At 59.6% G+C, this 26,033-nt stretch carries 23 protein-coding genes; 13 read left to right on the top strand and 10 right to left on the bottom strand.

The genetic code is table 11. The features are described from left to right. Positions 1-157 precede the first annotated feature (157 nt). Genes cysT through CLU80_RS14530 form a run of 3 tightly spaced genes read left to right on the top strand, consistent with a single transcriptional unit; the run spans position 158 to position 2,855 of the window. Positions 158-976 carry a sulfate ABC transporter permease subunit CysT gene (gene cysT / locus CLU80_RS14520; protein WP_099757684.1) on the top strand — a complete coding sequence of 273 codons (819 nt, stop codon included), beginning with the start codon at positions 158-160 and terminating at the stop codon, positions 974-976. Between the two features lie 13 nt (positions 977-989). Continuing rightward, positions 990-1,862: a sulfate ABC transporter permease subunit CysW gene (gene cysW, locus CLU80_RS14525; RefSeq protein ID WP_034151824.1), complete on the top strand. Its 873-nt coding sequence runs from the start codon at positions 990-992 to the stop codon at positions 1,860-1,862. 3 nt (positions 1,863-1,865) lie between these two features. Continuing rightward, the gene (locus tag CLU80_RS14530) at positions 1,866-2,855 is read left to right on the top strand and encodes a sulfate/molybdate ABC transporter ATP-binding protein (RefSeq protein WP_099757685.1); all 990 of its coding nucleotides are present in this window, start codon (positions 1,866-1,868) and stop codon (positions 2,853-2,855) included. 108 nt (positions 2,856-2,963) lie between these two features. Here the strand turns inward: CLU80_RS14530 and CLU80_RS14535 are convergent, their stop codons facing one another. Next, positions 2,964-3,488 (bottom strand): Mpo1 family 2-hydroxy fatty acid dioxygenase, encoded by a 525-nt coding sequence (locus CLU80_RS14535; protein WP_099757686.1) that lies wholly within the window; start codon positions 3,486-3,488, stop codon positions 2,964-2,966. 84 nt (positions 3,489-3,572) lie between these two features. Between CLU80_RS14535 and CLU80_RS14540 the strand changes: the two genes are divergently transcribed. Beyond that, positions 3,573-4,250 (top strand): Crp/Fnr family transcriptional regulator, encoded by a 678-nt coding sequence (locus CLU80_RS14540; protein ID WP_093440412.1) that lies wholly within the window; start codon positions 3,573-3,575, stop codon positions 4,248-4,250. A gap of 122 nt (positions 4,251-4,372) precedes the next feature. Here the strand turns inward: CLU80_RS14540 and uraH are convergent, their stop codons facing one another. Together uraH and CLU80_RS14550 are read right to left on the bottom strand one after the other, a co-directional pair. Next, positions 4,373-4,783, bottom strand: coding sequence for a hydroxyisourate hydrolase (gene uraH, locus CLU80_RS14545; RefSeq protein ID WP_093440416.1), 411 nt, complete (start codon positions 4,781-4,783; stop codon positions 4,373-4,375). 12 nt (positions 4,784-4,795) lie between these two features. Continuing rightward, the gene (locus tag CLU80_RS14550; protein ID WP_099757687.1) at positions 4,796-5,281 is read right to left on the bottom strand and encodes a GlcG/HbpS family heme-binding protein; all 486 of its coding nucleotides are present in this window, start codon (positions 5,279-5,281) and stop codon (positions 4,796-4,798) included. Between the two features lie 136 nt (positions 5,282-5,417). Between CLU80_RS14550 and CLU80_RS14555 the strand changes: the two genes are divergently transcribed. Both CLU80_RS14555 and CLU80_RS14560 read left to right on the top strand, forming a co-directional pair. Beyond that, positions 5,418-6,098, top strand: coding sequence for a heavy metal response regulator transcription factor (locus CLU80_RS14555; RefSeq protein WP_016987597.1), 681 nt, complete (start codon positions 5,418-5,420; stop codon positions 6,096-6,098). Further along, entirely contained in the window at positions 6,088-7,473 is a 1,386-nt protein-coding gene (locus CLU80_RS14560) for a heavy metal sensor histidine kinase (RefSeq protein WP_099757688.1), read from the top strand. Before CLU80_RS14555 ends, CLU80_RS14560 begins: the two co-directional genes overlap by 11 nt. Before the next feature lie 103 nt (positions 7,474-7,576). Here CLU80_RS14560 and CLU80_RS14565 read toward each other — a convergent pair whose 3' ends face one another. Continuing rightward, the gene (locus CLU80_RS14565) at positions 7,577-8,581 is read right to left on the bottom strand and encodes an AraC family transcriptional regulator (protein WP_099757689.1); all 1,005 of its coding nucleotides are present in this window, start codon (positions 8,579-8,581) and stop codon (positions 7,577-7,579) included. A gap of 100 nt (positions 8,582-8,681) precedes the next feature. Here CLU80_RS14565 and CLU80_RS14570 point away from each other — a divergent pair, with 100 nt between their 5' ends. Continuing rightward, positions 8,682-9,752: a fatty acid desaturase gene (locus CLU80_RS14570; RefSeq protein WP_099757690.1), complete on the top strand. Its 1,071-nt coding sequence runs from the start codon at positions 8,682-8,684 to the stop codon at positions 9,750-9,752. A 200-nt stretch (positions 9,753-9,952) separates the two neighbouring features. Here the strand turns inward: CLU80_RS14570 and CLU80_RS14575 are convergent, their stop codons facing one another. From CLU80_RS14575 to CLU80_RS14585, 3 genes are read right to left on the bottom strand one after another with little or no spacing between them, the layout of a single operon-like run. After that, positions 9,953-11,563 (bottom strand): arylsulfatase, encoded by a 1,611-nt coding sequence (locus tag CLU80_RS14575; protein ID WP_099757691.1) that lies wholly within the window; start codon positions 11,561-11,563, stop codon positions 9,953-9,955. Positions 11,564-11,577: 14 nt separating this feature from the next. Then, positions 11,578-12,393, bottom strand: coding sequence for an ABC transporter ATP-binding protein (locus CLU80_RS14580; protein WP_099757692.1), 816 nt, complete (start codon positions 12,391-12,393; stop codon positions 11,578-11,580). Beyond that, positions 12,390-13,988 (bottom strand): ABC transporter permease, encoded by a 1,599-nt coding sequence (locus CLU80_RS14585; protein ID WP_099757693.1) that lies wholly within the window; start codon positions 13,986-13,988, stop codon positions 12,390-12,392. The genes CLU80_RS14580 and CLU80_RS14585 overlap by 4 nt, the downstream gene beginning before the upstream one ends. A 308-nt stretch (positions 13,989-14,296) precedes the next feature. Between CLU80_RS14585 and CLU80_RS14590 the strand changes: the two genes are divergently transcribed. Beyond that, a complete protein-coding gene (locus tag CLU80_RS14590) occupies positions 14,297-15,310 on the top strand; it encodes an ABC transporter substrate-binding protein (RefSeq protein WP_093440450.1) in 1,014 nt (337 codons plus the stop codon). Between the two features lie 122 nt (positions 15,311-15,432). Here the strand turns inward: CLU80_RS14590 and CLU80_RS14595 are convergent, their stop codons facing one another. Continuing rightward, positions 15,433-16,353 carry a LysR family transcriptional regulator gene (locus CLU80_RS14595; protein WP_093440454.1) on the bottom strand — a complete coding sequence of 307 codons (921 nt, stop codon included), beginning with the start codon at positions 16,351-16,353 and terminating at the stop codon, positions 15,433-15,435. A 183-nt stretch (positions 16,354-16,536) separates the two neighbouring features. On the opposite strand from CLU80_RS14595, the gene CLU80_RS14600 reads away from it, so the two are divergent. After that, positions 16,537-17,445 (top strand): TauD/TfdA dioxygenase family protein, encoded by a 909-nt coding sequence (locus CLU80_RS14600; protein WP_099757694.1) that lies wholly within the window; start codon positions 16,537-16,539, stop codon positions 17,443-17,445. 198 nt (positions 17,446-17,643) lie between these two features. On the opposite strand, the gene CLU80_RS14605 is transcribed toward CLU80_RS14600, so the two are convergent. Beyond that, a complete protein-coding gene (locus tag CLU80_RS14605; protein WP_099757695.1) occupies positions 17,644-19,260 on the bottom strand; it encodes an alkaline phosphatase family protein in 1,617 nt (538 codons plus the stop codon). 214 nt (positions 19,261-19,474) lie between these two features. Further along, positions 19,475-20,419: a LysR family transcriptional regulator gene (locus CLU80_RS14610; protein ID WP_093440466.1), complete on the bottom strand. Its 945-nt coding sequence runs from the start codon at positions 20,417-20,419 to the stop codon at positions 19,475-19,477. A 165-nt stretch (positions 20,420-20,584) separates the two neighbouring features. Between CLU80_RS14610 and CLU80_RS14615 the strand changes: the two genes are divergently transcribed. From CLU80_RS14615 to CLU80_RS14630, 4 genes are all read left to right on the top strand, one after another. After that, the gene (locus tag CLU80_RS14615; RefSeq protein ID WP_093440470.1) at positions 20,585-22,945 is read left to right on the top strand and encodes a TonB-dependent receptor; all 2,361 of its coding nucleotides are present in this window, start codon (positions 20,585-20,587) and stop codon (positions 22,943-22,945) included. 23 nt (positions 22,946-22,968) lie between these two features. Then, positions 22,969-24,312 carry an aryl-sulfate sulfotransferase gene (locus CLU80_RS14620; protein ID WP_099757696.1) on the top strand — a complete coding sequence of 448 codons (1,344 nt, stop codon included), beginning with the start codon at positions 22,969-22,971 and terminating at the stop codon, positions 24,310-24,312. A gap of 190 nt (positions 24,313-24,502) precedes the next feature. Continuing rightward, positions 24,503-24,829, top strand: coding sequence for a hypothetical protein (locus CLU80_RS14625; protein ID WP_038359731.1), 327 nt, complete (start codon positions 24,503-24,505; stop codon positions 24,827-24,829). A 381-nt stretch (positions 24,830-25,210) separates the two neighbouring features. Further along, positions 25,211-26,020, top strand: a complete 810-nt coding sequence (locus CLU80_RS14630) for an energy transducer TonB (RefSeq protein WP_093440478.1) — start codon at positions 25,211-25,213, stop codon at positions 26,018-26,020. Positions 26,021-26,033 lie beyond the last annotated feature (13 nt).

Raw genomic sequence — 26,033 nt, forward strand, 5'->3', positions numbered from 1 at the left:
CATCAAGCCTGAAGCCAGGCGCAGAAAATGTGGGAGCGAGCTTGCTCGCGAAAGCGCAGTGTCAGACGACGTGGAGTTGGCTGATACTCCTTCTTCGCGAGCAAGCTCGTTCCCAAATGGGTGCGTTCAGCGGATCGCTTTTTAACCAAGGACTTTTATGTCGCGTCGTATCTCCCCCGTCATACCCGGCTTCGGGCTGACGCTGGGCTACACCTTGGTGTACCTCAGTCTGATTGTGCTTATCCCGCTGGCGGCGATGTTCGTCCACGCCGCGCAACTCACCTGGGATCAGTTCTGGACGATCATCTCCGCACCGCGCGTGCTGGCCGCCCTGAAGCTGAGCTTCGGCACCGCGCTGTGTGCCGCGATCATCAACGGCATCATTGGCACGCTGCTCGCTTGGGTGCTGGTGCGCTACAACTTCCCGGGGCGCAAGGTGATCGACGCGATGATCGATCTGCCGTTCGCCCTGCCGACAGCGGTGGCCGGTATCGCGCTGACCGCGCTGTATGCGCCGGCCGGTCTGGTCGGGCAATTCGCCGCTGACCTCGGTTTCAAGATTGCCTATACCCCGCTGGGTATCACGTTGGCGCTGACCTTCGTCACTCTGCCGTTTGTGGTGCGTACCGTGCAGCCGGTGCTGGCCGACATTCCCCGTGAAGTCGAGGAAGCCGCCGCGTGCCTAGGTGCTAAACCCTTGCAGGTGTTCCGCCACATCCTCGTTCCCGCATTGTTGCCCGCCTGGCTGACCGGTTTTGCCCTGGCCTTCGCCCGTGGTGTCGGCGAGTACGGTTCGGTGATTTTCATCGCCGGCAACATGCCGATGAAAACGGAGATCCTGCCGCTGCTGATCATGGTCAAACTCGACCAATACGATTACACCGGCGCTACCGCCATCGGCGTTTTGATGCTGGTGGTTTCCTTCGTCCTGTTGCTGCTGATCAACTTGCTGCAGCGGCGCATCGAAACCCCATAAGGAGGCGCGAACCATGTCCCAATCGTCTATTGCGGCCGCCTCTTCGGCCAATGCGGCACGCCGTGGCAGCGCCACTTCGCGCAGGGTCCTGATCGGCCTTGGCTGGCTGGTCTTTTTCCTGTTTCTACTGCTGCCATTGTTCATCGTGGTATCGCAGGGTTTGAAGAATGGCCTCGGTGCATTCTTCACCGCGATCTTTGAACCGGATGCTCTGTCGGCATTGAAACTCACCGTGTTCGCCGTGCTGATTTCGGTGCCGTTGAACCTGGTGTTCGGCGTCAGCGCCGCGTGGTGCGTGAGTAAATACTCGTTCCGCGGCAAGAGCATGCTGGTGACCCTGATTGATTTGCCGTTCTCGGTGTCGCCGGTGATCGCCGGTCTGGTCTACGTGCTGATGTTCGGCGCACAAGGCTTGTTCGGGCCGTGGCTGCAGGATCACGACATCCAGATCGTCTTCGCCCTGCCGGGCATCGTGCTGGCGACGATCTTCGTCACCGTGCCCTTCGTGGCCCGCGAGCTGATTCCGTTGATGCAGGAACAAGGCACGCAGGAAGAGGAGGCCGCGCGCCTGCTCGGCGCCAACGGCTGGCAGATGTTCTGGCATGTCACCGTGCCGAACATCAAGTGGGGCCTGATCTATGGCGTGGTGCTGTGTACCGCGCGGGCCATGGGTGAATTCGGTGCGGTGTCGGTGGTCTCCGGGCACATTCGCGGGGTGACCAACACCTTGCCGCTGCACGTCGAGATCCTCTACAACGAATACAACCACGTGGCCGCGTTCGCCGTGGCGAGCCTGTTGCTGATCCTGGCGCTCTTCATCCTGCTGGCCAAGCAGTGGAGCGAAAACCGTATCAACCGCCTGCGCGCCAGCGCCGCGGAGGAATAATTCATGTCGATCGAAGTGCGTAACGTCAGCAAGAATTTCAATGCGTTCAAGGCGCTGGACAACATCAGCCTGGATATCCACAGCGGCGAACTGGTCGCGCTGCTCGGCCCCTCGGGCTGCGGCAAGACCACCCTGCTGCGGATTATCGCCGGCCTGGAAACCCCGGATAACGGCAATATCGTTTTCCACGGTGAAGACGTCTCCGGCCACGACGTGCGTGATCGCAACGTCGGCTTCGTGTTCCAGCACTACGCTTTGTTCCGCCACATGACCGTGTTCGACAACGTCGCGTTCGGTTTGCGCATGAAACCGAAAAACCAGCGTCCGAACGAAAGCCAGATCGCGGTCAAGGTGCATGAGTTGCTGAACATGGTGCAGCTGGACTGGCTGTCGGATCGTTATCCGGAGCAGTTGTCCGGTGGTCAGCGCCAGCGTATCGCTCTGGCACGCGCCTTGGCGGTCGAGCCGAAAGTACTGCTGCTCGACGAACCGTTTGGGGCCCTGGATGCCAAGGTGCGTAAAGAACTGCGCCGCTGGCTGGCGCGTCTGCACGAAGATATCAACCTGACGTCGGTGTTCGTGACCCACGATCAGGAAGAAGCGATGGAAGTGGCCGACCGTATCGTGGTGATGAACAAAGGCGTGATCGAGCAGATCGGCTCACCGGGCGACGTCTACGAAAACCCGGCCAGCGATTTCGTTTATCACTTCCTCGGCGACTCGAACCGCTTGCTGTTGAGCGACGACAACCACGTGCTGTTCCGCCCGCATGAGGTGTCGCTGTCCAAACATGAGCTGGAAGATCACCACGCTGCTGAGGTGCGTGACATTCGGCCGTTGGGCGCGACCACGCGGGTGACGTTGAAGGTGGAAGGGCAGACGGATCTGATCGAGGCCGAAGTGGTGAAAGACCACGACAGCCTGACGGGCCTGGCCAAGGGTGAAACCCTGTTCTTCAAGCCCAAGGTCTGGCAGAAAGTCGCCAGCCTCTAAGGTCAAAAGCTTCGCGAGCAGGCTCGCTCCCACAGGGATTTTGGTTGTTCACAAATTTTGTGTTCAACACCCATCCACTGTGGGAGCGAGCCTGCTCGCGAAAGCGGTCTAAACAGCCGCACGATTCGGATTAACTCGTACCATCCCCGCCCGCGCCTCGATCTGCTCTTTCAATTCATGCCGCATCCCGAGCATGAACGCCACCTCGGCCACGACAAACAACGGCCCGACAATCAGCCCCGAGACATCATCGACAAACGCCGGTTTGCGCCCTTCATAGTGATGCCCGACAAACTGGATCACCCAGCCGACCACAAACATCGCCAGACCACTGCTCAGCCACACCAGGGTGCTCTGCTGCGCCAGCACATGCCCGGCCCAGACTGACAGCCCCATCAGCAGCGTCATCAGCACCCCGAACTTCACCTCCAGACGCAGATAAAACCACGCCGAGGCCAGCGCCACGACAACGGCTGGAGATATCCACAAGCCGCCCAGCGACCATTCTGGCCGCGACAACAAAACCGCCACCGCCACCACGATCAGCGGAATGCCGATAAAGTGGCTGGCGATGTTGCGCGGGTCACGGTGGTAGGCGGCGTATTGACTGAGATGGTCGACGAGGCTTTTCATTGTTGTTCCTCCGGTAGGGTTGATCGCATCATCCCTCGGGATCAGGGTTCGCTCTGTCAGGCAGGCGACAGTCCAGGAGTGTTTATGCAAATACGTTCACGGTTGATGAGCGGCCAGTGGTTCAGTCATCTGCCGGCGTCCTTTCAGGATAGTCTGTTGGCTACGGCCCGGGAGCGGCGGTTGACGGCAGGGCAGCGGCTGTTCCAGCGCGGTGATCCACCTTGCGGTTTATACGCGGTGCTCGATGGCGCCGTGCGTATAGGCGCGGTGAGCGAGCAGGGCAAAGAGGCGTTGTTGAGTCTGGTCGAGGCGCCGCACTGGTTCGGCGAAATCTGCCTGTTCGATGGCCAGCCGCGCACTCATGACGCCTATGCAGTCGGGCCGTGCACCTTGCTCAATATCCCTCAGGCGACGTTGCTCAAACTGCTCGACGAACACCCGGTGTACTGGCGGCACCTGGCGCTGCTGATGAGCCATAAACTGCGCCTGACCTTTATCAACCTCGAACAACTGAGCCTGCTGCCAGCGCCGGCGCGTCTGGCTCATCGCTTGCTGATGATCGCCGAAGGCTACGGCGAGCTCGATGCGCCACGCCGCGTTCTGCAACTGCCGCAGGAGCAGTTGGCATCGATGCTGTCGCTGTCGCGGCAGACCACCAACCAGATCCTCAAGGATTTGCAGGGGCAGGGGATTATCGGACTTGGGTATGGAGAGATCGAAATCCTTGATGCCATGCGATTGCGCGCTCTCGCCACGATCTGACAATTCGCCCAAGCCCCTGTGGGAGCGAGCTTGCTCGCGAATGCGATTTAACATTCAACATGATTGCTGACTGACACACCGCCTTCGCGAGCAAGCTCGCTCCCACATGGGGCAGTATTGATTCAGGAACCGCGATAGGTCGAGAAACCGTACGGGCTGAGCAGCAGCGGGATGTGGTAATGCTGATCGGTCTGCTTCACTTCGAAGATCACCGGAATCTCCGGGAAGAACGTGTCGTGCTTGACCTTCTTGAAGTACTCGCCGGTCTTGAACACCACGCGGTATTCACCCGCTTCAAAAGGCTGTTTGGCCGGGAACAATTCGGCAATTCGCCCCTGTTCATTGGTCGTGCCTTGAGCCAGTGGCTGCCAGTTCTGGCCGACGTGTTTCTCCAGCGTCACGTTGATACCTGGCGAAGGCAGGCCGTTTTCCAGATTGAGCACGTGCACGCTCAGGGGATTGCCGGCAGCCAGAGCCAGACTGGAAAAAGCGCTCAGGCCGAGCGCGGCGAAGGTCATGCGCAAAGTGCTCATGGATGCATCTCCTTATTGGGAACGGGTAGTGGCCAGACCGGTTTTCCCGGCAGCCTTGATCGCACAGTTTTCGTCTTGCTCGCCGCCGCCGGAACCGGCTACACCCATCGCGCCGACCAACTCATCAGCAGCGAACAAAGGGATGCCGCCGCCGAGCAACAGCAACTCGTCTAGGGTGTTGAGGTTGGCGGTTTCCGGGTTGCTGCGAGCGCGTTCGGCGAACAACCGGGTCGCGGTCTTGGTCGACAGCGCGGTGTAAGCCTTGCGCTGGCTGGCAACAGTGTTGTGCGTGCCTACGCCATCGCCGCGCAGGGTCACTAGAAGATTGCCGCCCCGATCGAGCACCGACACCGTGCCGGTGCAGTTGGCCATTGCCGTGTCGGCGAGCAGCCGTGCAGTTTTCAGGTCGAGATCAGCGTGACGCGGCAGCTCAGGACTGGCGACAGCGGCACAACTGAGGCCGATCATCAGGCTTGCAACGAAGTATTTGAAAGTCATGAACAGGCTCCAAAAGCGAAGGTGGTCACCTTAATCGCCGGTCTTCGTCAGAACCTCGTCAGTCTGATTACAAGTTTGTAATGGGCAACGCCTTCGAAGGCGCCTAGCCTGTGTGCCTGATCAATCGAGGTGTGCCATGCGTTTGCTGGTCGTAGAAGATGAAGCCAAAACCGCGAATTTCCTCGCCAAAGGCCTGGGCGAGTCGGGTTTTGCCGTAGACGTGGCGCTCAATGGCCTCGATGGGCGCTATTTTATCGAGCAGCAGGAGTACGACCTGATCATCCTCGACGTGATGCTGCCGGGCCTCAACGGTTGGCAATTGTTGCAACTGATCCGCCAGCGCGGCGCCACGCCGGTGCTGTTCCTGACCGCCAAGGACGCCATTGAAGATCGCGTGCGCGGCCTCGAGCTGGGCGCCGATGATTACCTGCTCAAGCCCTTCGCCTTCGCCGAACTGCTCGCGCGGGTGCGCACGTTGTTGCGGCGCGGGCCGATGCGCGAAGCCGAGTCGTACACCATCGCCGATCTGGAAATCGACGTCCTGCGCCGCCGCGTCAGCCGTGGTGGCCAGCGCATTGCCCTGACCAACAAGGAATTCGCCCTGCTGCAATTGCTCGCCAGTCGCCAGGGCGAAGTGCTGTCGCGCACGCTGATTGCCTCGCAGGTGTGGAACCTGAATTTTGATAGCGACACCAACATGGTCGAAGTGGCGGTGCGTCGTTTGCGCGCGAAAGTCGATGACCCGTACATGCCGAAACTGATCCACACCGTGCGCGGCGTCGGCTATCAACTGGAAGCTCCGGACGATGCGCTCTAGGTCGATCGCCTGGCGCCTGGCGCTGGCGTTCGCATTGGTTTGCGCCTTGGTGTTGAGTGCTATCGGTGTGTTTCTCTACCGTTCGCTGGCCTCGGAAATCGCCTACCGCGACGACCTCGCGTTGCTCGGTCGACTGGAGCAAGTGCGCGCGTTGCTCGCTGACAGCGACAGCCTCGATGCCTTGCAGGCGCGGCCACGGCTGTATCAGAACATGCTCGGTAACCTCGACAGCCTGTTGCTGGTGCGCCGCGCCGATGGCTCCAGTGTGATCGCTATCAACCCACGGCAACGCGAGTTGCCCGCGCTGAACGCGATCCCCCGCGAGCAAACGCCGCAGCGCCGTGATGTGTTGACGTGGCAAGCGCCGGACGGTGCCGAACTCGCGCTGTTGTCCGGCGAAGCGCAGGGGCCGAACGGCGAACCGCTGACCGTGATCGCCGGCAAAGTGCTTAGCGAGCGCGAACAGATGCTCGGCAGCTATCGCTTGCGCCTGTACTTATCGGTTGGACTGGGTGCTTTGCTGGCCTTTGCCTTGGGCTTGCTGTTGCTGCGCCGGGGTCTGCAACCGTTGCGGCTGTTGAGCGAAGCGGTACGCGGTATCGATCTGCGTAGCCTCGACCAACGCTTGCCCGCCACCGGCACGCCCGCAGAACTGCTTGAGCCGGTGCAGGCGCTCAACGGCATGCTGGCGCGGCTGGACGACAGCGTGCAGCGTCTCTCGCAGTTTTCCGCCGATCTCGCCCACGAGATACGTACGCCGCTGCACACCTTGTTGGCGAGCAACGGGCAGGCGCTGAATCATCCGCGCAGCACCGAGGAGTATCAGGAAGTTCTCGCCTCGAACATGGAAGAGTTCGAACGGCTCAAGCGCATGGCGGAAAACCTGATGTTCCTTGCCCGCGCCGAGCAGGCCGAGCGCGCGCTCAATCTGCAAACCCTGGATTTGCACAGCGTTGGCAGTGAACTGTGTGATTACTTTGAAGCCTTGGCCGATGACCGCGACCTGCGGCTGGCCAATCAACTGCATGGCGAATTGCTCGCCGATCAGCAGTTGCTGCAACGGGCGCTGGGCAACTTGCTGGCGAATGCCGTGCGCCACGCTGACTCCGGAACCGTGATCAGCCTGCGCCGCCGTGACGAGTCGGGCTGGTGCTGGTTACAAGTGCACAACCATGGCCCGGCCATTGCGGCGGAGCATCTGGGCAAACTGTTCGACCGTTTCTACCGCGTCGATCCTGCACGGGCAGAGCCGGGGGATTCGGGTGGGCTGGGGTTGGCGATCGTGCAGTCGATCATGCAGTTGCATGGTGGGCAGGTGCGGGTGAACAGTGATGTTGGCGGCACCATTTTTGAGCTGGGCTTTGCGTTGAATTAAAGGGCGCTATCGCGAGCAGGCTCACTCCTACAATTGGAATGCGTTCCCCCTGTAGGAGTGAGCCTGCTCGCGATGGCGCCAGATCAGACAAACTGATTCTGGATCAGCGCAACCCATCCCGAAACTGCCCCGGCGTCATCCCCGTCCAGCGCTTGAACGCGCGGCTGAAGCTGCTGGTGTCGGCAAAGCCCAGCAAATAACTCACCTCACTCAACGAGCACTGCGGATCGCGCAGGTGCAGCAGCGCCAGATTCTCGCGGCTCTCGTTGAGCAACGTATCAAAGCGACAACCTTCATCCGCCAGATGCCTTTGCAAACTGCGCAAACTCAGGTGCAACGCCTGAGCAATGCGTTCTGCACTCGGCTCACCTTCCGGCAATTGTTCTTCAATCGCATCGCGCACCTTGCGCTCCCAAGTCAGCGGTTGAAGCTGGGCCATCGTGCGTTTGAGCACCGCTTCATTGTGTTCAGCGAGTTCCGGATTGGCGTCGTCGAGGTGGCTGTCGAAGTCGGCGAGGGCGAATTCCAGACGATCCTCGACACAACCGAAATGCACCGGAGCGCGGAAGACTTTGTGCCACTGGTGCGCATCGCTCGGCTCCGGGCGGCGCAGATAAACCGCCAGCGGTGCGTAATCACGGCCGAGACGATTGCGGCAGGTGCGCACGTAGATCGCGGTGAACGCGTCGATGGCTTCGAAGGCTGGTGCGGGATTGCCTGACGGAATTTTCAGACGAAATTGATAGCGGTCGTCGCCACGACTCAGCTCCAGTTCCAGCGCATCGCTGACCACCGGGTGATAGCGCACGATGCGCTCGAACACCTCGCGCAAACTGCCGCTGGCGACCAGCGCATAACCGAGGGCATGGAACGTGGTCGGGCTGACGAAGCGCGACACGCGCAGACCAATCGCCGGGTCGCCACTGACCTGCACGGCAATTTCCCACAGACGCGTGGTGCCGGACAGTGGATAGCGCGCGTTGGGATCATCCATCAAGCTCGGATCGAGCCCGGCCTGTTGACACAGGGCAATGCTGTCCAGTCCCAGCGCATCGAGTTGCTTGCGCAAGGCACGGGTCCAGCTGGCGAGGGAGGTCGGTTCCTTCATGCTGATTGGCGCTTCCGGTCAACAGGTTGGCGTTCTCGGCTACCGCAATTGAAGCGTTGGCGAGGCACGATGCGAACATCATAAACCCGAGGATGGAAGCATGGACGGTACTTCTGCAAGTCCCCAGCGACACAATGCGGCCCAGCGATCAGCGCATATTCGTGAAGTGGTGCTGGCCAAAGGCGTCGAATTGCGCGAGCGCTACCCGATTCTCCAGCATCAGGATGCGCTGGGCGCGGGGATTCTGGCCTTTGCCCTGATCGGGATGATCGGCTCGGCGACGCTGTACATCACCGGCCATATGGCGTGGTGGGTTTGTCTGTTGCTCAACGCGTTTTTTGCTTCGTTGACCCATGAGCTTGAGCACGACCTGATCCACAGCATGTATTTCCGCAAGCAGCGCGTGCCGCACAACCTGATGATGGGCCTGGTGTGGCTGGCGCGGCCGAGCACGATCAACCCGTGGATCCGTCGGCACCTGCACCTCAATCACCACAAGGTCTCCGGCACTGAAACCGATATGGAAGAGCGCGCGATCACCAACGGCGAGCCGTGGGGTTTTGCACGTTTGCTGATGGTTGGCGACAACGTCATGTCGGCGTTCATCCGCATGCTGCGAGCCAAGACCTGGGCGCACAAGTTCAGCATCATCAAGCGCACGCTGAAGGTCTACGCGCCGCTGGCGCTGGTGCATTGGGGGGCGTGGTATGTGTTTCTCGGCTTTCATGCGGCCAATGGCATTGCTTACCTGCTGGGCGCGCCGATCGACTGGTCAGCAACCACGTTGTCGGTGATGCAGGTGATCGATATCGCCGCCGTGGTGATCATCGGCCCGAACGTGTTGCGCACCTTTTGCCTGCACTTCATCAGTTCGAACATGCATTACTACGGCGATGTCGAGCTGGGCAATGTGCTGCAGCAATGCCAGGTGCTGAACCCTTGGTGGTTGTGGCCGTTGCAGGCGTTTTGCTTCAACTTTGGCAGCAGCCACGGGATTCATCATTTTGTGGTGAAGGAGCCGTTTTATATTCGCCAAATGACGGTGCCGGTGGCGCATAAGGTGATGCGTGAGATGGGTGTGCGGTTCAATGATTTCGGCACGTTTGGGCGGGCGAACCGGTTTGTTCGTCGGGATGAAGTCGCGGTGTCTGGGGAGGCGGTGGAGGCCTGACGAGTTGCCCTCACCCTAGCCCTCTCCCGGAGGGAGAGGGGACCGACCCGGGGATATTGAGGAGTTACACCGAAGTGAAAGAGCTTTGTCGAATCCATAATCGACCCGATTTTTCAGGTCGATGTTTGACGAAAGACACCTCGGTCGGCCCCCTCTCCCTCCGGGAGAGGGCTGGGGTGAGGGTGTTTTTGATCTTGCCCTCAGTCCGGCTGAAACGGCGACTCACTGAGAATCACCCCAGTCTCCTCGACATACTGCTGCCAATGCCCGATCAACGCGCTGAGCTTCTCCGGCCGGCTCACCGCCAGATCATGAATCTCCCCCGGATCACTGCTCAAATCATACAGCTGCCAGGTCGCCGGCCCGACCGGCCCGGGGATCCACACCGCTTTCCACGACCCCTGGCGAATCGCCCGACGCCCGAACAATTCCCACCCCGTCACCGTGTGCTCGTCATGCACCTGCGCAGTCTCACCCGACAAGAACCCCAGCCACGATTTGCCACGTAACGGTGCGACCGGTTTGCCGTGCCAGAGCTTGCCCGGATGGCGCACGCCGGCCAGATCGAGAATGGTCGGCGTGATGTCCATCACCGTGCCGAAACCATGGCTGATCTGCCCTTTGATCGCCAATTGCGGATAGTGCAACAGCGCCGGCACCCGGATCCCGCCTTCAGTGGTAAACGCCTTGAACAACCGTGATGGTGCGGTCGCCACCTGCGCCCAGTTCGGCCCGTACCAGACGTAGGAGTTGGCCCGGCCAATGTTGTCGAGGCTGTTGTCGTAATGCTGGCTGAGGTACGTCACCAGTTCCGGGCCGAATTTCGGAAATGCTTCAAGCAGCGCGCCTTCGGCACCGTTGTCGGACATGAACAGGATGAACGTGTTGTCGAGCTGCCCCTGCTGGCGCAGATAATCGACAACCCGACCGATGTTCCAGTCCATGCGCTCGACCATCGCCGCGTAAACCTCCATGGCCCGCGCGGAAATCTGCTTTTGCTCCTCGCTCAACGCGTCCCACTGCTGGGTCAACTGAATCAGTGGATGCGGCTCGACGTCTGGTTCGATCAGGCCGAGGGCTTTGAGTTTTTCCAGGCGTTCCAGACGCAGCACTTCGGGGCCAGCGTCATAGCGGCCACGGTATTTCTCGACGATCTCGGCCGGCGCCTGCAACGGCCAGTGCGGTGCGGAGAATGGCAGGTAAGCGAAGAACGGCCGGGTCTGGTCACGTTCCTTGAGGTACTGCAGCAACTTGTCGCCGAAGGCATCGGAGGAATAGAAATCCTTCGGTAAGTCATCGAGAAACGTATCGTCTTCAATGTACAGCGCCGGCGTGGATTTCAGCAGGCCTGGCGTTTGCTCATCGTAGGTCGGTTCGAAACCGTAATGGTTCGCCGCGCCGGGCAGCAGCGAAAACGAGCGCTCGAAACCTCGTGCATGGGGCGCCAGTTCAGCCTTCAAACCCAGGTGCCATTTGCCACTCATCAAGGTTTGATAACCGGCCTCGCGTAACAGCTCGGGCAGTGCGACGACGCGGTCATTGAGATAACCCTCGTAACCCGGTTTACCGATCAGTTCCGGCGTCAGCGTTTCGGCCATGGTGCCGATCCCGGCGATGTGGTGGTCGGTGCCTGTCAGCAGCATCGAGCGGGTCGGCGAGCAGGTCGGTGCGGTATGAAAATCGGTCAGGCGCAGGCCATTGTTGGCCAGGGCATCAAGGTGCGGCGTGGCGATTTCGCCGCCGAACGCGCCGATGTCGGAAAAGCCGAGATCGTCGGCCAGAATCACCAGAAAATTGGGACGTTGCGGCATCGCAAAACTCCTGTTCAGCAGGCAATGAACGTCAGCGGCAGATTGCGGATCTGCACCGGCACGCTCGGTTGGTAATGGTCGTCACTGGTCAGCTCGTGCAGCAGCTCTTCACGCAACTGATGGAAGTCGAAACTGCTGCGCTGGCGCGGATGGGGCAGGGCGATGTCGACCACCTGCTTGATGCGGCCCGGGCGCGGCTCCATCACCACCACGCGGTCGGCGAGGAAGATCGCTTCTTCGACGTCATGGGTGACGAGGATGGTGGTGATTTTTGCGCGCTCGCGGATCGCCAGCAGCTCGTCCTGCATCTGCTGGCGGGTGAGTGCATCAAGGGCACCGAAGGGTTCATCAAGCAGCAGAATGCGTGGGCTGGCGACCAGACCGCGAGCGATCGCCACACGCTGGGCCATGCCGCCGGACAGCTGATGCGGGTAGGCACGGGTGAAATCGCGCAGGCCGACCAGGTCAATGAAATCGTTGATTCGCTTTTGTTTCTGCGCAGCAGTCAGCGGTTCGTTGACCAAGCCCAGACCGATGTTGTCGGCAACGGTCAGCCACGGGAACAAACGGTGTTCCTGAAAGACAATGCCACGCTCGCCACCGATGCCGCTGACGGCTTTGCCATCCACGGTAATCTGCCCGCGAAACTGCGTATCCAGGCCCACCAATAACCGCAGCAATGTCGATTTGCCGCAGCCGCTAGAGCCGACAATGGCGACGAACTCGCCCTCGGCGATGTCCAGGTTGAATTCGCGAATCGCCTCCAGTTCGAAACCGTCGACGTCGAAGGATTTGCCTACGTGATTGAAGCTGACAATCGGTGCGTTCATGCGTGTCTCCAGCGGGTCGCGCGAATTTCCAGGCGTTGGCCAATGAGGTTGAGCAGGGCGCCGGTGAGACCGACGAAAAGCATGCCGGCCATGATCAGGTCCATGCGCAGCAGTTGTTGCGCGCCGATCATCTGGCTGCCGATGCCGCCGTTCGACGGCATGAAGTATTCGGCGCCGATGGTGCCGAGCCAGGCGTAGATCAGGCTCAGTCTGAGCCCGGCGAAAATCCCCGGCGCGGCGCCCGGCAGTACCAGTCGACGCAGACGCTGGCCGAGGCTCAGGCGCAGCACTTGTGCGGCTTCGTTGAGTTGCGGTGAGAGATTGGCGACGCTGCGTTGCGTGGCGATAAACAGCGGGAAGAAAGCTGCAAGGGCGACGAACACCCACTTGGCCAATTCGCCGAGACCGAACCATGCGGTGAGCAGCGGCACCCAGGCGAAAATGGCGATCTGGCGGATGGCCGCGAGGGTCGGGCCGAGCAGGCGTTCGCTGATGTTCGACAGGCCCAGCAGCAGGCCCAAGGCAAATCCGAGTCCGCCGCCGAGCAACAGGCCACCGAGTGTGCGACCAAGACTGAGGGCCATGCCGCTGATCAACGTGCCGTCGAGCACGCCAGCCCATGCCGTGCTCAAAACGGCCAATGGGCTGACCAGAATATTGGCGTCGACCCACTCCTGGTCACTCGCCAATTGCCACAATGCCAACAAGCCCAGCGGTAGCAGCCACGGTTGCAGCCGCTGCCAGCCGTCATAACGCGGGCCGCGACGAATTTCGGCGGTGGCGGGGTGCGGCCAGTGCACCAGTTTTTTGTCCAGCAGACCGATGCCGCGATCCATCGCCACGCCGATCAAACCGATGACGACGATGCAGACGAAAACGATGTCGAGCATGAACAGTTGTCGCGCCCAGACCATCAGGTAACCGATGCCTTCGCTCGAGGCGAGTAGTTCGACGGCCAGCAACGACGTCCATCCAGCGGCCAGCGCCAGACGTACGCCAGCCATGAACGCGGGGAGGGCGGCGGGCAGCACCAGGCGCCGAATCAGCAGGCGTGGCGGCAGGCGCAGAGCAGCGGCGGCTTCACGCAACTTCGGCTGGGCATCTCTTACGCCGACCAAGGTGTGCAGGGTCACCGGCACGACGATGGCCTTGATCAGCACCACCAGTTTCAGCACTTCGCCGATGCCGAAAAACACCATGAACAATGGAATCCACGCCAGCGTCGGTATTTGCGACAGGCCGGCGAAGGTCGGGAAGATCAAACGTTCAAGACGCCGGCTGAAGCCCAGTGCTGCGCCGAGCAATGCACCGGCCGAAACCCCGGCAAGCAGGCCCCAGAACAAACGCTGCAGGCTGATCCACAAATGGCTCCATAACTCGCCTTGAGACAGCTCGACAGCGCTGTTCCACACCAGCGACGGCGCCGGCAAGATCTGCTCGCTCATCCATTCATTGCGTGCGGCCAGCCACCATAGGGCGAACAGGCTGAGGGGCAGCAGCCACGACAACAGGCGCTGGTTCAGGCTGGGCCAGGTACGGCGGCTTTTCAGCGGCGGCGCGGAGAGTGGAAGACTGAGCAAGGATTGGCGGGCCATGGGTGACCTCCGTTGTCGGGTTGGCTCAAGATCTTTAGCGGTATTAGCTAAAAACAAAAAGTTATAAAAACATCGATATAGATTCTTTTAAGGGATAAGCGAGGCCATTTAAGGCTTCCAACCCAAACGCATCCAATGCATTCGAAGAATATTTTCGATGCTGTTAATGCATACGCCGCTACGAGCCCCGGCGCTGCTCGCTTAGCGTTAAAAGCTATAAAAATGTGCATTTATAGTATTTAAGCGTAGGTAGTCATTCGGCCTACTTTCGGCTCCTCAACGCCCGTCGTGATCAAGGAGCAGCACCCATGAACCTCCCCTTCAAACGTGTTTTCAGCCTGTTTGCCGTTCCTGCTCTGGTGGGCTTGCTGGCGTTTACCGCGCATGCCGACGAACTCAAGGAAATCAGAATCGCCGTGCCCGACCTGAGCGCGGGGACTCAACACAGCGGCGGCGGTGTGGTCGACGTGCTGCGCGATCAGCAGATCTTCGAAAAGGCCTTTGCCGATCAGGGCATCAAGATTCAGTGGAGTTTCTTCAAGGGTGCGGGACCGGTGATCAATGAAGCGTTTGCCAACGGTCAGGTTGATCTGGCGTATCTCGGCGATCTGGCGGCAATCATCGGCAAGTCCAATGGCCTGGATACTCGCTTGCTCAGCGCCAGTGCGCGTGGGGTGAAGCAGTATCTGGGGGTGGTACCGGGTTCGGGGATCAAGACGTTGCAGGATCTCAAGGGCAAGCGCGTGGCGATCTTCCGTGGCACCGCGACGCAGTTGTCGTTTGATGCGGCGCTGGCAAGTCAGGGCCTGAGCGAGAAGGATCTGAAAGTGATCAATCTGGATTTCAATGCAGCGGTCGCGGCGTTGGCAGCCAAGCAGATTGATGCGTCATGGGGCAGCTCCGGGTTGAGCGCATTGCAGGCCAAGGGGCTGGCCGAGTTGCCGCTGAACACCAAAGATCTCGGTGGCGCAGGCAGCGTGCAGTCGGTATTGGTCGGCACGGGCAAGTTTGTCGACGCGCACCCGGAGGCGGTGGCCAAGTTGCTCAAGGCGCAACAACAGGCCGTGGAGTGGTTGACGCAGGACGGCAACAAGGCCGCATACGTGCAACTGGTCTCGGGTTTGGCCAGCTATCCGCCGGTGATCCTGACCCAGGATCTGCAGGATCAGAAGTTGAGCGAAGTGTTCCCGTCGACGCTGGATCCGGTGTTCCTTGGCAGCTTGCAGGACAAAGTTGATCTGGCGGCGCAGCAGAAGCTGATTCGCAAGCCGTTCAAGGTGAATGATTGGGTGGCGCCTGAGCTGGCAGCGGCCAAGCTCTGAATCTTTAGCGCCTGCTCTGGCCTCTTCGCGAGCAGGCTCGCTCCCAAAGGGTTCTTCGGTGAACACAGATTCTGCATTCACCACCGAACCACTGTGGGAGCGAGCCTGCTCGCGAAAGGGCCCTAAACAGCGACGCTGATCTCCTGCCGATCCACCGCCACCAACGTCTCGATCATCGCCCGTGCCGCCGGCGACAGGCGAAACCCGGTACGACTGACAATCCCGCAACGCGCATTCATGCTCTCCAGGTTCTGCGGCAGATTGCGCCAGTGCAGCAACACCAGCGAACCCTTGGCAATGTCCTCGACAAACGCCTCTTCCGTACCGACGCCAATCGCATTCGATTGCAGCACCACCTTCACCAGCGCCGGAAAATGCTCGGTCTCGATGGTCGGGGAAAAATCGATGCGGCCGCTGAGGTTCGCCAATAATTTGCGAATCCCCGGGGGGATCAGCGTCGTCGCCAGCGGATAGTCGAACATGTCGTTGGTCGACAGACTTTCCTTTGCCAGCAACGGGTGTCCCGGGCGGCAGAAAAATACCCCGCGTTTGGGTGTCAGTGCCTGGGTCTGGAAGTTCGGATCGGACTCGAAATGGCGAATGTCGGCGATAAAGAATTCGATCTCTTCACGGCTCAACGCGCGGCTGAGTTTTTCCCAGTTATCCACCTGAAAACAGGTGCGCACTTTCGGGTGCGCGTTGATGAATTGCGCCACGGCGTCCGGCACCAGTTTCACTGCTGGCGCCGGGCCGCAACCGAAGTGCACTTCGCCGGCATCGAGCTTGGTCATCTGCGTCACTTCGGCACTGAGCAGCGCGGCACCCTGCACCAGGCTCAGGGCGTGTTGCAGTACCACTTGGCCTTCGGGCGTGGGGCGCAGATCCTTGTTGCCGCGATCCACCAGCACGCAGCCGAACTCCTGCTCGAGCCCTTGAATACTGCGGCTGAACGCCGGTTGAGTGATGCCCATCGCGTCGGCCGCGCGGACAAAACTGCGGTGTTCGTTGAGGGCGATGAAGTAACGCAACTGGCGAAGATCCATATGCTTTTCCGGCATCCTAAAAATAGCTCGAAGGCATTTGCGACGAGGGTTGCTAGAGGTTTTAAATGCAAGCTCTTATTCCGTCAACGAAGCATGTGAATATCTATTAGATGTAAATGGAATATAGATAGAGCGTTGTTTCGCTGCCGTCCAAAACCGTAAGCAGTCGATGAGGGTCTACCCATGAGCAATGCCGCACTCGCAGTAAAACCCGCTGTCCACGCGCTGGAGATTCATCCGGTGGCCGGTCGTATCGGCGCCGAGATCCGTGGCGTGCACCTGTCCGGTGAGCTGGACGCCGCCACCGTCGAAGCCATTCAACAGGCTCTGGTTCAATACAAAGTCGTGTTCTTCCGTGAGCAGACCCAACTCGACGATCAGCGTCAGGAAGCCTTCGCCCATTTGCTCGGCGAGCCGGTGGCGCACCCGACCGTGCCGTCGCGTGAAGGCACGCGTTATCTGCTGGAGCTGGACGGTGCTGAAGGTCAGCGCGCCAACTCCTGGCACACCGACGTGACTTTCGTCGACGCCTACCCGAAAGCCTCGATCCTGCGCTCGGTCGTCGCGCCGGCATTCGGCGGCGACACCCTGTGGGCCAACACCGCGACGGCGTACAACGGCTTGCCGACCGAGCTGCGTGAACTGGCCGACAAACTGGTCGCCGTGCACAGCAACGAATACGACTACGCCAGCGCCAAGCCGGACGTCTCGGCGGAGAAGCTTGAGCGTTATCGCAAGGTCTTCACGTCGACCGTTTACGAGACTGAGCATCCGGTGGTGCGCGTGCACCCGATCAGCGGCGAGAAGAGCTTGCTGCTGGGGCATTTCGTCAAACGCATCAAGGGTTACTCGCAAGCGGATTCAGCGCATCTGTTCGGGCTGTTGCAGAGTCATGTGATCCGTCAGGAAAACACCGTGCGCTGGCGCTGGAAGGCCGGTGATGTGGCGATCTGGGATAACCGCTCGACGCAGCATTATGCGATTGATGATTACGGTACTCAGGATCGGGTGGTGCGTCGGGTGACGCTCAAGGGGGAAGTGCCGGTTGGGGCTTCAGGGCAGCGCAGTCAGACAATTAAGGGGCGTGATTGAAGATCAAAAGCCCCTCACCCCCAGCCCTCTCCCCGAGGGAGAGGGAGCTGACCGAGTTGTCTTTCGGGATGCATCGACCTGAACCACCTTATTGATTATGGATTCGGTGAAGCTGGATCAGGTCGGTGTATCTCTGCAATATCCCCCATTCAGTCCCCTCTCCCTCCGGGAGAGGGTTAGGGTGAGGGGCTCTTCAAGCTACCAAACCCCAATCTGCACAACCTTCTCGATCTCCGGCTCTCCGTAGCGAAACCGCTGCCCCCGCAAATCAATCTCCTGATGACTGATCGTCGTACGCCGCTTCAACCCCCGCACCCACTCAAACAAATACCCCGCATGCTCCTCGCGCACCGCCGCAAATTCAGGGTCATCACCCAAATCGCGCAACTCCTGCGGATCATTCAGCAGATCAAACAACTGCGGTCGAAAGCCGTCGTAAGCCAGGTACTTCCAGCGCTCGCTACGCACCATGGTCATCCGGCAGCGATCGATCGGCTGGCCCAGACGCTCACGCGCCGGCGCCTGGAAGGCGTAGTCGTATTCGCTGATTGCATAGTGGCGCCAGTGCGGATTTTCGCCGTGCAGAAGCGGGATCAACGAACGCCCTTCAAGCCGATGCTCTGCCCCCGGCAATCCCAGTGCTTCAAGAAAGGTCGGCAACGCATCGATGGTCTCCGCGAGTCGATCATCCACCGTTCCGCGCGTGACATCCGCCGCCGCTCGAGGGTCACGCACGATCAACGGCACGCCCACCGCCTGCTCCAGCAAAAACTCCTTCTCACCGAGCCAGTGATCGCCCAAAAAGTCGCCGTGATCGCTGGTGAACACGATCAGCGTGTCATCCCAGCGGCCATTACTCTGCAGAAAATCGAACAACCGTCCGAGTTGATCATCCACCTGCTTGATCAGACCCATGTACGTAGGGATTACAGTCAATCGTACTGAATCGCGGGAAAAGTTGAGGCTTTCTTCATGCTGGCGAAAGGCAGTGTATACGGGGTGTTTGCTGGCTTCGGAGGGCGTCGCGCGGACCGCTTTGAGAATCGATTTCGTACTGTACAAGGCGTGGTACGGCGCCGGTACGATGTAGGGCCAGTGCGGTTTGATATAGGAAAGGTGTAAACACCACGATTTCTCGCCTTGCTCGGTGATGAAGTCCATGGCTCGATTTGTAGTGTAGACAGTCTCTGAGTGTTGCTCGGGAATTCGTGCTGGCAAATTCGCATGACGCATTTGCCAGCCGCTGAGGATTTCACCGTGCTCGCCTTCGGCGGCGTTGGCCCAGTCGTGCCAGGGGTTTTTGCCGTCGAAACCCTGCTCGCGCAGGTAATGGGTGTAGGGCGCGGATTCGCGTTTGTCGTCGAACAGCGGGTCGTCGGGGTAGATGCCGTCGTGGCGCATGTAAGGTTCGAAACCGACTTCGTTGAGGATTTCGGCCTGTTCGCTTTCGGGATTGATTGCCAGGCGTTGCAAGGCATCGACATTCGCCGTGGCGTGGGTCTTGCCGACCAGCGCAGTACGAATGCCGTGCGGGCGCAGGTAATCGCCGATGGTCAGTTCTTCCAGCGGCAACGGCACGGCGTTCCACGCCACTTGATGGCTGCTGACATAGCGTCCGGTGTAGGCCGACATCCGCGACGGGCCACAAATCGTGCCTTGGGTGTAGGCGCGGCTGAAACGCACGCCGGCTGCAGCCAGGCGATCGATATTCGGCGTGTGCAGATGCGGATGGCTGTAGCAGGACAGGTAATCGCGGCGCAGTTGATCGCACATGATGTACAGCACGTTGCGCACGGGGTTTGGCGAGTTGGACATGGTTTCACCGGTCAGAGAGACAGGTGGGGTTTTTCGCTTTCAGTGGGGGTGTTCGGCAAGTGCATTTGGGGAATGGGTTTTATGCAGGAAATGCATCGGTGCCTGTGCCGGCCTCTTCGCGAGCAGGCTCGCTCCCACAGGGTTAGTGGCGATCACACATTCTGTATTCACCACAATCCATTGTGGGAGCGAGCCTGCTCGCGAAAGCGTCATGTCAAACGGCGAGATTCTGCAGCGAACAAACCTCTTCATCCTGCTGATCAATCGCCTTGATCTGCTCAATCATCGCCTCCGCCAACGGCGACAACCGATACCCTGCGCGGCTGACAATCCCGTAGCGGGTGTACAGTTCCTCAAGATCATCCGCCAGTCCTTCGATGCGCAAGCACACCAACTCACCTTTGGCCTGATGCAGCGCGTCGGAATACGCCCCGACAATCCCGATCGCATCCGAACGCAGCACCACGCTGAGCAGGCTCGAGCTGTTTTCACACTCCACATTGGGTGTGAAATCCGGCCGCCCACTGAGGTCGACTATGACTTTGCGCAGGTTCGGCGGACGAATACTTACCGCCAAGGGATAGCTCATCAATTGCTCGGCGGTGACCCGCTCAAACCCGGCCAAAGGGTGGCCGGCACGGCAGCAGAAATGCCATTTGCGCGGTCGCAACCGGTAGGTCAGGTAATCCGGATCTGCCTCGAAGTGCCGAGTGTCCGCGACGAAAAATTCAAACTCTTCGCTGAGTAACCGCTTGCTCAGACTCTGCCAGTCATCGACCTGAAACTGCACCCGCGCTTTCGGATAGCGGCCGATGAAGCTGCCAATCGCCCGAGGGATCAAACCCGCCGCCGGCGCCGGCCCACAACCGAAGCGTAATTCCCCCGCTTCCAGCCCATTGAACTGACTGATCTCGTTGGCCATCTGCTGCGCGCCACTGACCAGTCGCCGCGCGTGCTCAAGCAGGACCTGGCCCTGTTTGGTCGGCGGTAATTCCTTGCGCCCGCGATCGACCAACTGGCAGCCGACGCTGTGCTCGAGCGCCTGAATGCTGCGGCTGAACGCCGACTGCGACAGGTTCACCGCCTGCGCGCCGGCGACGAAGCTGCGTTGTTCAGCCAGGGCGATGAAGTGACGAAGTTGGCGCAAGTCGATATGCATTTTTCACATAAAAAATATCCGGGAAATGCATTGGATATGCATTAGGTCGACTCCTTATAAAGGCAATCTCTTATGCAGTAAATATTTGTAAATCCATAAATAAATAACTTAAAAGAATATACAGCGCTGATGATGTCTGTGTATTTTTTGACCAGGAGCCGCGCCATGAGTCCGTTGAACCTTGCGTCACCCCTAACGCCACGACGGCTCAAACGCCTGCCTCTGGCCCTGTTGCTGGCAGGGAGCGCGAGCTGGACTCACGGTTACGCCGCCGACTCCGAAACCCCGGCGCCGGTGCCGGCCGGCAAGCCTGCCGCTAACAGTTCACAGCTGGAAACCGTGACCGTCACCACCCGCCGCCGCGAAGAAAGTTCGCAGGACGTACCGACGCCAATGAGCGTGGTCAGCGGGCAGAATCTGGAGACGCAACGGGTTTACCGGATTCAGGATTTGCAACAGCTGGTGCCCAGCGTCAACGTCGCCTACATGCACGCGCGGCAGTCCAGCGTATCGATCCGCGGCCTCGGTAATAACCCGGCCAGCGATGGTCTGGAAGGCAGCGTTGGCCTGTACATCGATAACGTCTATCTGGGCCGCCCGGGGATGGCGGTATTTGACCTGATGGATATCGAACAGCTCGAAGTCTTGCGTGGGCCGCAGGGGACGTTGTTCGGCAAAAACACCACTGCCGGGGTGATCAACATCAGCACCCGCGCGCCAACCTTCACCCCTGAGCGCAGCATCGAAACCTCGGTGGGTGAGGACGGTTACTTCCAGACCAAGGGCACCATTTCCGGCCCGCTCAACGATCAACTGGCCGGACGCTTTTCGGCTTATCGAACCCGTAGCGACGGTGACATCAAAAACGAATACGACGGCCATGATCTCAACGGCGGCTCGCGCGAGGGCTTCCGCGCGCAGCTGCTGTTCAAGCCCAACGAAGATTTCAACCTGCGCTGGATCGGCGACTACAACGAAGAAGATTCCAGCGCCGGCACCCGCGTGTTGTACAACACCGGGCCGACCATCAATGGCGTCAATCTTTACCAGTCGCGCGCCAATGCCGCCGGCGCAACGCTGGTCAACGGCTCGCACCGCAAGGTCAATCTGGACAACGATCAGCATGTCACCGTGCATCAGGGCGGCACCTCGGTGGAGGCCAACTGGACGCTGCCAAGCGACTTCACGCTGACCTCGATCAGCTCCTATCGCTTCTGGAATTTCACCCCGCGCAACGACGATGGCCTCAACGTGCCGGCGAGTTACAACGCCGGGGTGTCGGTGGAAGACAAACAGTACTCGCAGGAATTTCGCCTGGCCTCGCCCAAGGGTGAGTTCTTCGATTACGTCGTAGGCGCGTACTACTTCGGCTCGGATCTGGACAATAAATCCTTCGCTTATTACGGCCCGCAAGCGGATATCTGGAATGGTACGGCGCCCGGTGCGCTGGCCAACGTCACCAGTGTCGGCAACGGTCATATCAAGACCGACAGTTTTGCATTGTTCGCCCAAGGCACCTGGCACCTCACCGAGCGACTGGACTTCACCGCCGGGGTGCGTGGCACGTATGAAGAGAAATCAGCCTGGGTCACTCGCGATGCGCCGCTCGGTGGCGCCGCCGTTACGGGCGCTGCGGCCACGGCGCGGCGCGGTCGTGCCGGCGCTTACGATTCCGGCGATCTGAATCAGTACAGCTCGAGTCCTTCCGGGCTGCTCAACCTCAGCTATCGCATCACTGATGATGTGCTCGGTTACGCCACGTTATCCCACGGCGAGAAGTCCGGCGGGGTCAACCTCGCCGTCGGTTCCGCTCCGGTAGCGGGTGCCGATTCGCTGCTGATCGGCACCGAGCGCGCGAACAACGCCGAACTCGGCTTCAAGAGCACGCTGTGGGATCACCGTCTGCAACTCAACGCCAACGTCTTCTGGACTCAGGTCAACGCTTACCAGACCAACGCCTACGACGCGGAAAACCGTGTGCAGTACCTGACCAACGCCGGTTCCGTACGTTCACGCGGGGTCGAGTTCGAAAGCACGGTGATCCCGCTGCGCGGCCTGACCCTGAACATCAACGGCTCCTACAACGACGTCAGCTATCTCTCGTACAAAGATGCCCCGTGCCCGCCGGAAGTCAGTCAGGCGCCAGGTGCTCCAGCGTCCTGCGACCTCAGCGGCCATCAAGTGGTCGGCGCCTCGAAATGGATCGGCAACGCCAACGGTGAATACAAATGGAATCTGGATAACGGTTTCGAACCTTACGTCACCGCGAGCTATGCGTTTCGCTCGAAAGCCGTCGGTACCGTCGAGGATTCCGACTTCGGACAGATCCCGAGTTACGCCGTGGTCAACTTCTCCACCGGCCTGCGCGGCGATTTCAATCAGGGCCAGTGGGACGTATCCCTGTGGCTGAAAAACGCTTTCGACAAAACCTACTACACGACCCTTTGGACGGGCGGTAACGGCGGCTATGAAGGCTTGCTCGGCACACCTCGCACCCTCGGCGTCACCGGTCGCTACGACTTCTGATTCGTCACTCAAGGAACTGCATCATGTTGCGTATCAAAACCGCTTTGCCGGTGTTGCTGTCCGGCGCAGTGCTCAGTGCCGGCGCATTCGCCGCACCGAGTGTTTACCCGACCGGCGTGACCCGTTATGACCCGAACAAGGCTTTCAATCAGTACGTGATTTTCAGCGGCGCCGACAAGCAGACGCACCTGATCGACATGAACGGCAACGAGGTGAAAACCTGGCCACAGGCAGGTTTCCCGTCAGCGCTCATCGACCCGAAACTGGTCGGCGGCGAGCGCGGCCATGTGCTGTTGCAACTGAGTGAAAAGGATCCCGGTAAACTCGGTTCGGCCGGCAACGGGTTGGGCAATCAGAGCGTCGGCGAGCTGGACTGGAATGGCAAAGTCGTCTGGCAGTGGGGCGACAAGGCGCCCGATGGCGCAGCGCAACAACACCATGATCAGCGCCGTTTGAGCAACGGCAACACCGTGGTGCTGGCGAACAAGGTGCACAAGGTCAAAGGCTTTAAAGTGCCCGAGGTGATTGACGATGCGATCTATGAAGTCAGCCCCGACGGCGCGCTGAAATGGCAGTGGCTGGCCTCGGAACATTTGAATGAGTTCGGCTTCACGCCAGAGCAATTGAAGCTGGTACGGGCGAGTGATGACGCGGATTACCTGCACATCAACAACCTCAGTGTGGTCGGGCCGAACAAATGGTTCGATGCTGGTGATAAACGCTTCAATCCGGACAACCTGCTGTTTGATTCACGCAACGCCAATTTCATCGCGATCATCGACAAAAGCAGCGGCAAAGTGGTCTGGCGTCTCGGGCCGAATCTGCCACTGATCAATCCGAAAGCGCCCCGTACATTGCCGCGCCCGGTGGATCAGTTCGTCGGTCAGCATGATGCACACATCATTCCGGCCGGATTGCCAGGTGCCGGCAATTTGCTGGTGTTCGATAACCAGGGATCGGCGGGTTATCCGAACGTTACCCTCGGGCTGATTTCCGGCTCGCGGGTACTGGAAATCGATCCGGTGAAAAGTGAGATCGTCTGGCAGTACAGCGCGGCCAATTCGAAGCAACCGGGGTGGGCGTTCTACAGCTCGTTCATCAGCAGCGCGCGGCGCTTGCCCAACGGCAACACGCTGATCGACGAAGGCATGAATGGACGGTTTTTCCAGGTGACGGCCAGTGGTGAAAATGTCTGGGAATACGTCAGCCCGTATCTCGGCAAGGCGCCGGGCAGCGACGCGATCAGCAATTGGGTCTATCGGGCGTTGCCTGTGAGTTATGACTGGGTGCCAACGGGTACGCCACGCTCCGAGACGGCGGTTAATGCCCCGGTTGTCGGCGCGCAACAAACCAATGCCAGTCGTTAGTTGAATTGGAATTATTGCTCGAACGAACGGCGATAAGTTATGAGCGGGTTGAAGGGTGCTTATTGCAAATTCGTTAGTAAGTCGCGTGGACAATAATTGAATGTGCAACCATCCTGACTGTCGTGAGTTTCCAGGAGGAAACTTGCTCTCATCGGAAGATACTTATCCCAACGATAAAGGAAATCGAATCATGTCGAGCATTAATGGCACTTATGTGAACGCTAACGCTGGCGCCAAACTGACGATTACCGATGGCAACGATTCCAACGGTACATTCAGTGGCACGTTCAGCCAGGGCGGCGTTAACTATGACGTCAGCTACGGGCATTACCATTTCCAGAACAGCACCGGACAACCTACCACCATCACATTTGTCGGTCTGAATGGTAATAGCGGATTTCAAGCGTGGTCATTGTTTTCTCCTGATCACAATTACGCAAAAGTTCGTGCGGCCGGTTCCCGTACTAATTTTGACGGTGAAGTAGTGACCCTGGCAGGGGAATTCGTCAAACAATAATCCGCGCGCAATTGATAAAGGCCGACGCACGAAAGTGCGTCGGCCTTTTTTATTGTTCCAGAAAAATAATAATCAACTATCTACTTGGTATTAGTTGTCCCGCAAAACCGGGTCAGGCGAATTTGATGCGTTGCGTGAATACTTTCAATGCCTGAAAAGCATGCGAATTTTCCCGCATCGCTACAGCCCACGTGGCACGTGGCTTTGACGGAATTGATCATTTCATATATTCCATAAAGACCTATGCATAACGTTAAAGATTACTTTCGGAGATAAGCACCAAGCCCAATGATTCATCCATCGATTCGCCGTGGGGGATTCAACAAACGGTTGATCGGCAGTTTTTGTAGAGAACGCAAAAAGACCGCAGGGAGTGAATCAATGGGCAATGTCCAGACCGCCGCCAGCGCAGAGGAATTGCTGTGGCGTCAGACGCCGGGTGGCGAGTTGGTCGATCTCGGCCGGCCGCATCGTGTGCCGTTGGGACAGCTGCGTTTGCAGCGTGCGCCCAAAGGAATTTTGAGTCGGCGCGAAACCCTTCTGCTCGGCGTGCTCGCATTGGTGGTGCATGGCGCGGTGATCTACTGGATCAGCCAGAAGCCGACGCCGGTGCTGCCGATCGTGCCGCCGGAAATTCCGCCGATGACTATCGAATTCTCGCGCCCGGCACCACCAGCACCACCGGTTGTCGAGCCGCCACCACCTGCGCCTGTGGTTGAGCCACCGCCGCCGGTAGAAGACGAACTGGCAGTAAAACCACCGCCGCCAAAACCCGTTCCGAAACCCAAACCGGTGGTTAAACAGGCCCCCAAACCAGCGCCGAAAGCCGTCGAGCAACCACCCGCGCCGCCACAACCGGCAGCTCCGGTTGCAGCGCCAGCGCCACCTGCTCCCCCCGCGCCGGCACCGGTAACCCCGGCCTCAGCGAACGCCGCGTACCTGAAAAACCCGGCACCGGAATACCCGTCGCTGGCTCAGCGTCGCGGTTGGGAAGGCACGGTGTTGCTGCGCGTGCATGTGTTGGCCAGCGGCAAACCGGGTGAGATCCAGATAGCCAAAAGCAGTGGCCGGCAACAGCTCGACGACGCGGCGCTGAACGCCGTCAAACGTTGGAGTTTCGTCCCGGCCAAGCAGGGTGATGTCGCCCAGGACGGCTGGGTCAGCGTGCCCATCGATTTCAAGATTCATTAAACCGAAACCAAAT

This window comes from Pseudomonas sp. 29, assembly GCF_002754355.1.
GTDB lineage: Bacteria > Pseudomonadota > Gammaproteobacteria > Pseudomonadales > Pseudomonadaceae > Aquipseudomonas > Aquipseudomonas neuropathica.

Excerpts from the sequence above, each read along its gene's own strand:
- CLU80_RS14565 (WP_099757689.1), bottom strand. The coding sequence starts at position 8,581 with ATGAAGGAACCGACCTCCCTCGCCAGCTGGACCCGTGCCTTGCGCAAG.
- CLU80_RS14555 (WP_016987597.1), top strand. The coding sequence starts at position 5,418 with ATGCGTTTGCTGGTCGTAGAAGATGAAGCCAAAACCGCGAATTTCCTC.
- CLU80_RS14590 (WP_093440450.1), top strand. The coding sequence starts at position 14,297 with ATGAACCTCCCCTTCAAACGTGTTTTCAGCCTGTTTGCCGTTCCTGCT.
- cysT (WP_099757684.1), top strand. The coding sequence starts at position 158 with ATGTCGCGTCGTATCTCCCCCGTCATACCCGGCTTCGGGCTGACGCTG.
- CLU80_RS14550 (WP_099757687.1), bottom strand. The coding sequence starts at position 5,281 with ATGACTTTCAAATACTTCGTTGCAAGCCTGATGATCGGCCTCAGTTGT.
- CLU80_RS14600 (WP_099757694.1), top strand. The coding sequence starts at position 16,537 with ATGAGCAATGCCGCACTCGCAGTAAAACCCGCTGTCCACGCGCTGGAG.
- CLU80_RS14625 (WP_038359731.1), top strand. The coding sequence starts at position 24,503 with ATGTCGAGCATTAATGGCACTTATGTGAACGCTAACGCTGGCGCCAAA.
- CLU80_RS14540 (WP_093440412.1), top strand. The coding sequence starts at position 3,573 with ATGCAAATACGTTCACGGTTGATGAGCGGCCAGTGGTTCAGTCATCTG.
- CLU80_RS14580 (WP_099757692.1), bottom strand. The coding sequence starts at position 12,393 with ATGAACGCACCGATTGTCAGCTTCAATCACGTAGGCAAATCCTTCGAC.
- CLU80_RS14610 (WP_093440466.1), bottom strand. The coding sequence starts at position 20,419 with ATGCATATCGACTTGCGCCAACTTCGTCACTTCATCGCCCTGGCTGAA.
- CLU80_RS14560 (WP_099757688.1), top strand. The coding sequence starts at position 6,088 with ATGCGCTCTAGGTCGATCGCCTGGCGCCTGGCGCTGGCGTTCGCATTG.
- CLU80_RS14620 (WP_099757696.1), top strand. The coding sequence starts at position 22,969 with ATGTTGCGTATCAAAACCGCTTTGCCGGTGTTGCTGTCCGGCGCAGTG.
- CLU80_RS14605 (WP_099757695.1), bottom strand. The coding sequence starts at position 19,260 with ATGTCCAACTCGCCAAACCCCGTGCGCAACGTGCTGTACATCATGTGC.
- cysW (WP_034151824.1), top strand. The coding sequence starts at position 990 with ATGTCCCAATCGTCTATTGCGGCCGCCTCTTCGGCCAATGCGGCACGC.
- CLU80_RS14530 (WP_099757685.1), top strand. The coding sequence starts at position 1,866 with ATGTCGATCGAAGTGCGTAACGTCAGCAAGAATTTCAATGCGTTCAAG.
- CLU80_RS14570 (WP_099757690.1), top strand. The coding sequence starts at position 8,682 with ATGGACGGTACTTCTGCAAGTCCCCAGCGACACAATGCGGCCCAGCGA.
- CLU80_RS14575 (WP_099757691.1), bottom strand. The coding sequence starts at position 11,563 with ATGCCGCAACGTCCCAATTTTCTGGTGATTCTGGCCGACGATCTCGGC.
- CLU80_RS14535 (WP_099757686.1), bottom strand. The coding sequence starts at position 3,488 with ATGAAAAGCCTCGTCGACCATCTCAGTCAATACGCCGCCTACCACCGT.
- CLU80_RS14585 (WP_099757693.1), bottom strand. The coding sequence starts at position 13,988 with ATGGCCCGCCAATCCTTGCTCAGTCTTCCACTCTCCGCGCCGCCGCTG.
- CLU80_RS14615 (WP_093440470.1), top strand. The coding sequence starts at position 20,585 with ATGAGTCCGTTGAACCTTGCGTCACCCCTAACGCCACGACGGCTCAAA.
- uraH (WP_093440416.1), bottom strand. The coding sequence starts at position 4,783 with ATGAGCACTTTGCGCATGACCTTCGCCGCGCTCGGCCTGAGCGCTTTT.
- CLU80_RS14630 (WP_093440478.1), top strand. The coding sequence starts at position 25,211 with ATGGGCAATGTCCAGACCGCCGCCAGCGCAGAGGAATTGCTGTGGCGT.
- CLU80_RS14595 (WP_093440454.1), bottom strand. The coding sequence starts at position 16,353 with ATGGATCTTCGCCAGTTGCGTTACTTCATCGCCCTCAACGAACACCGC.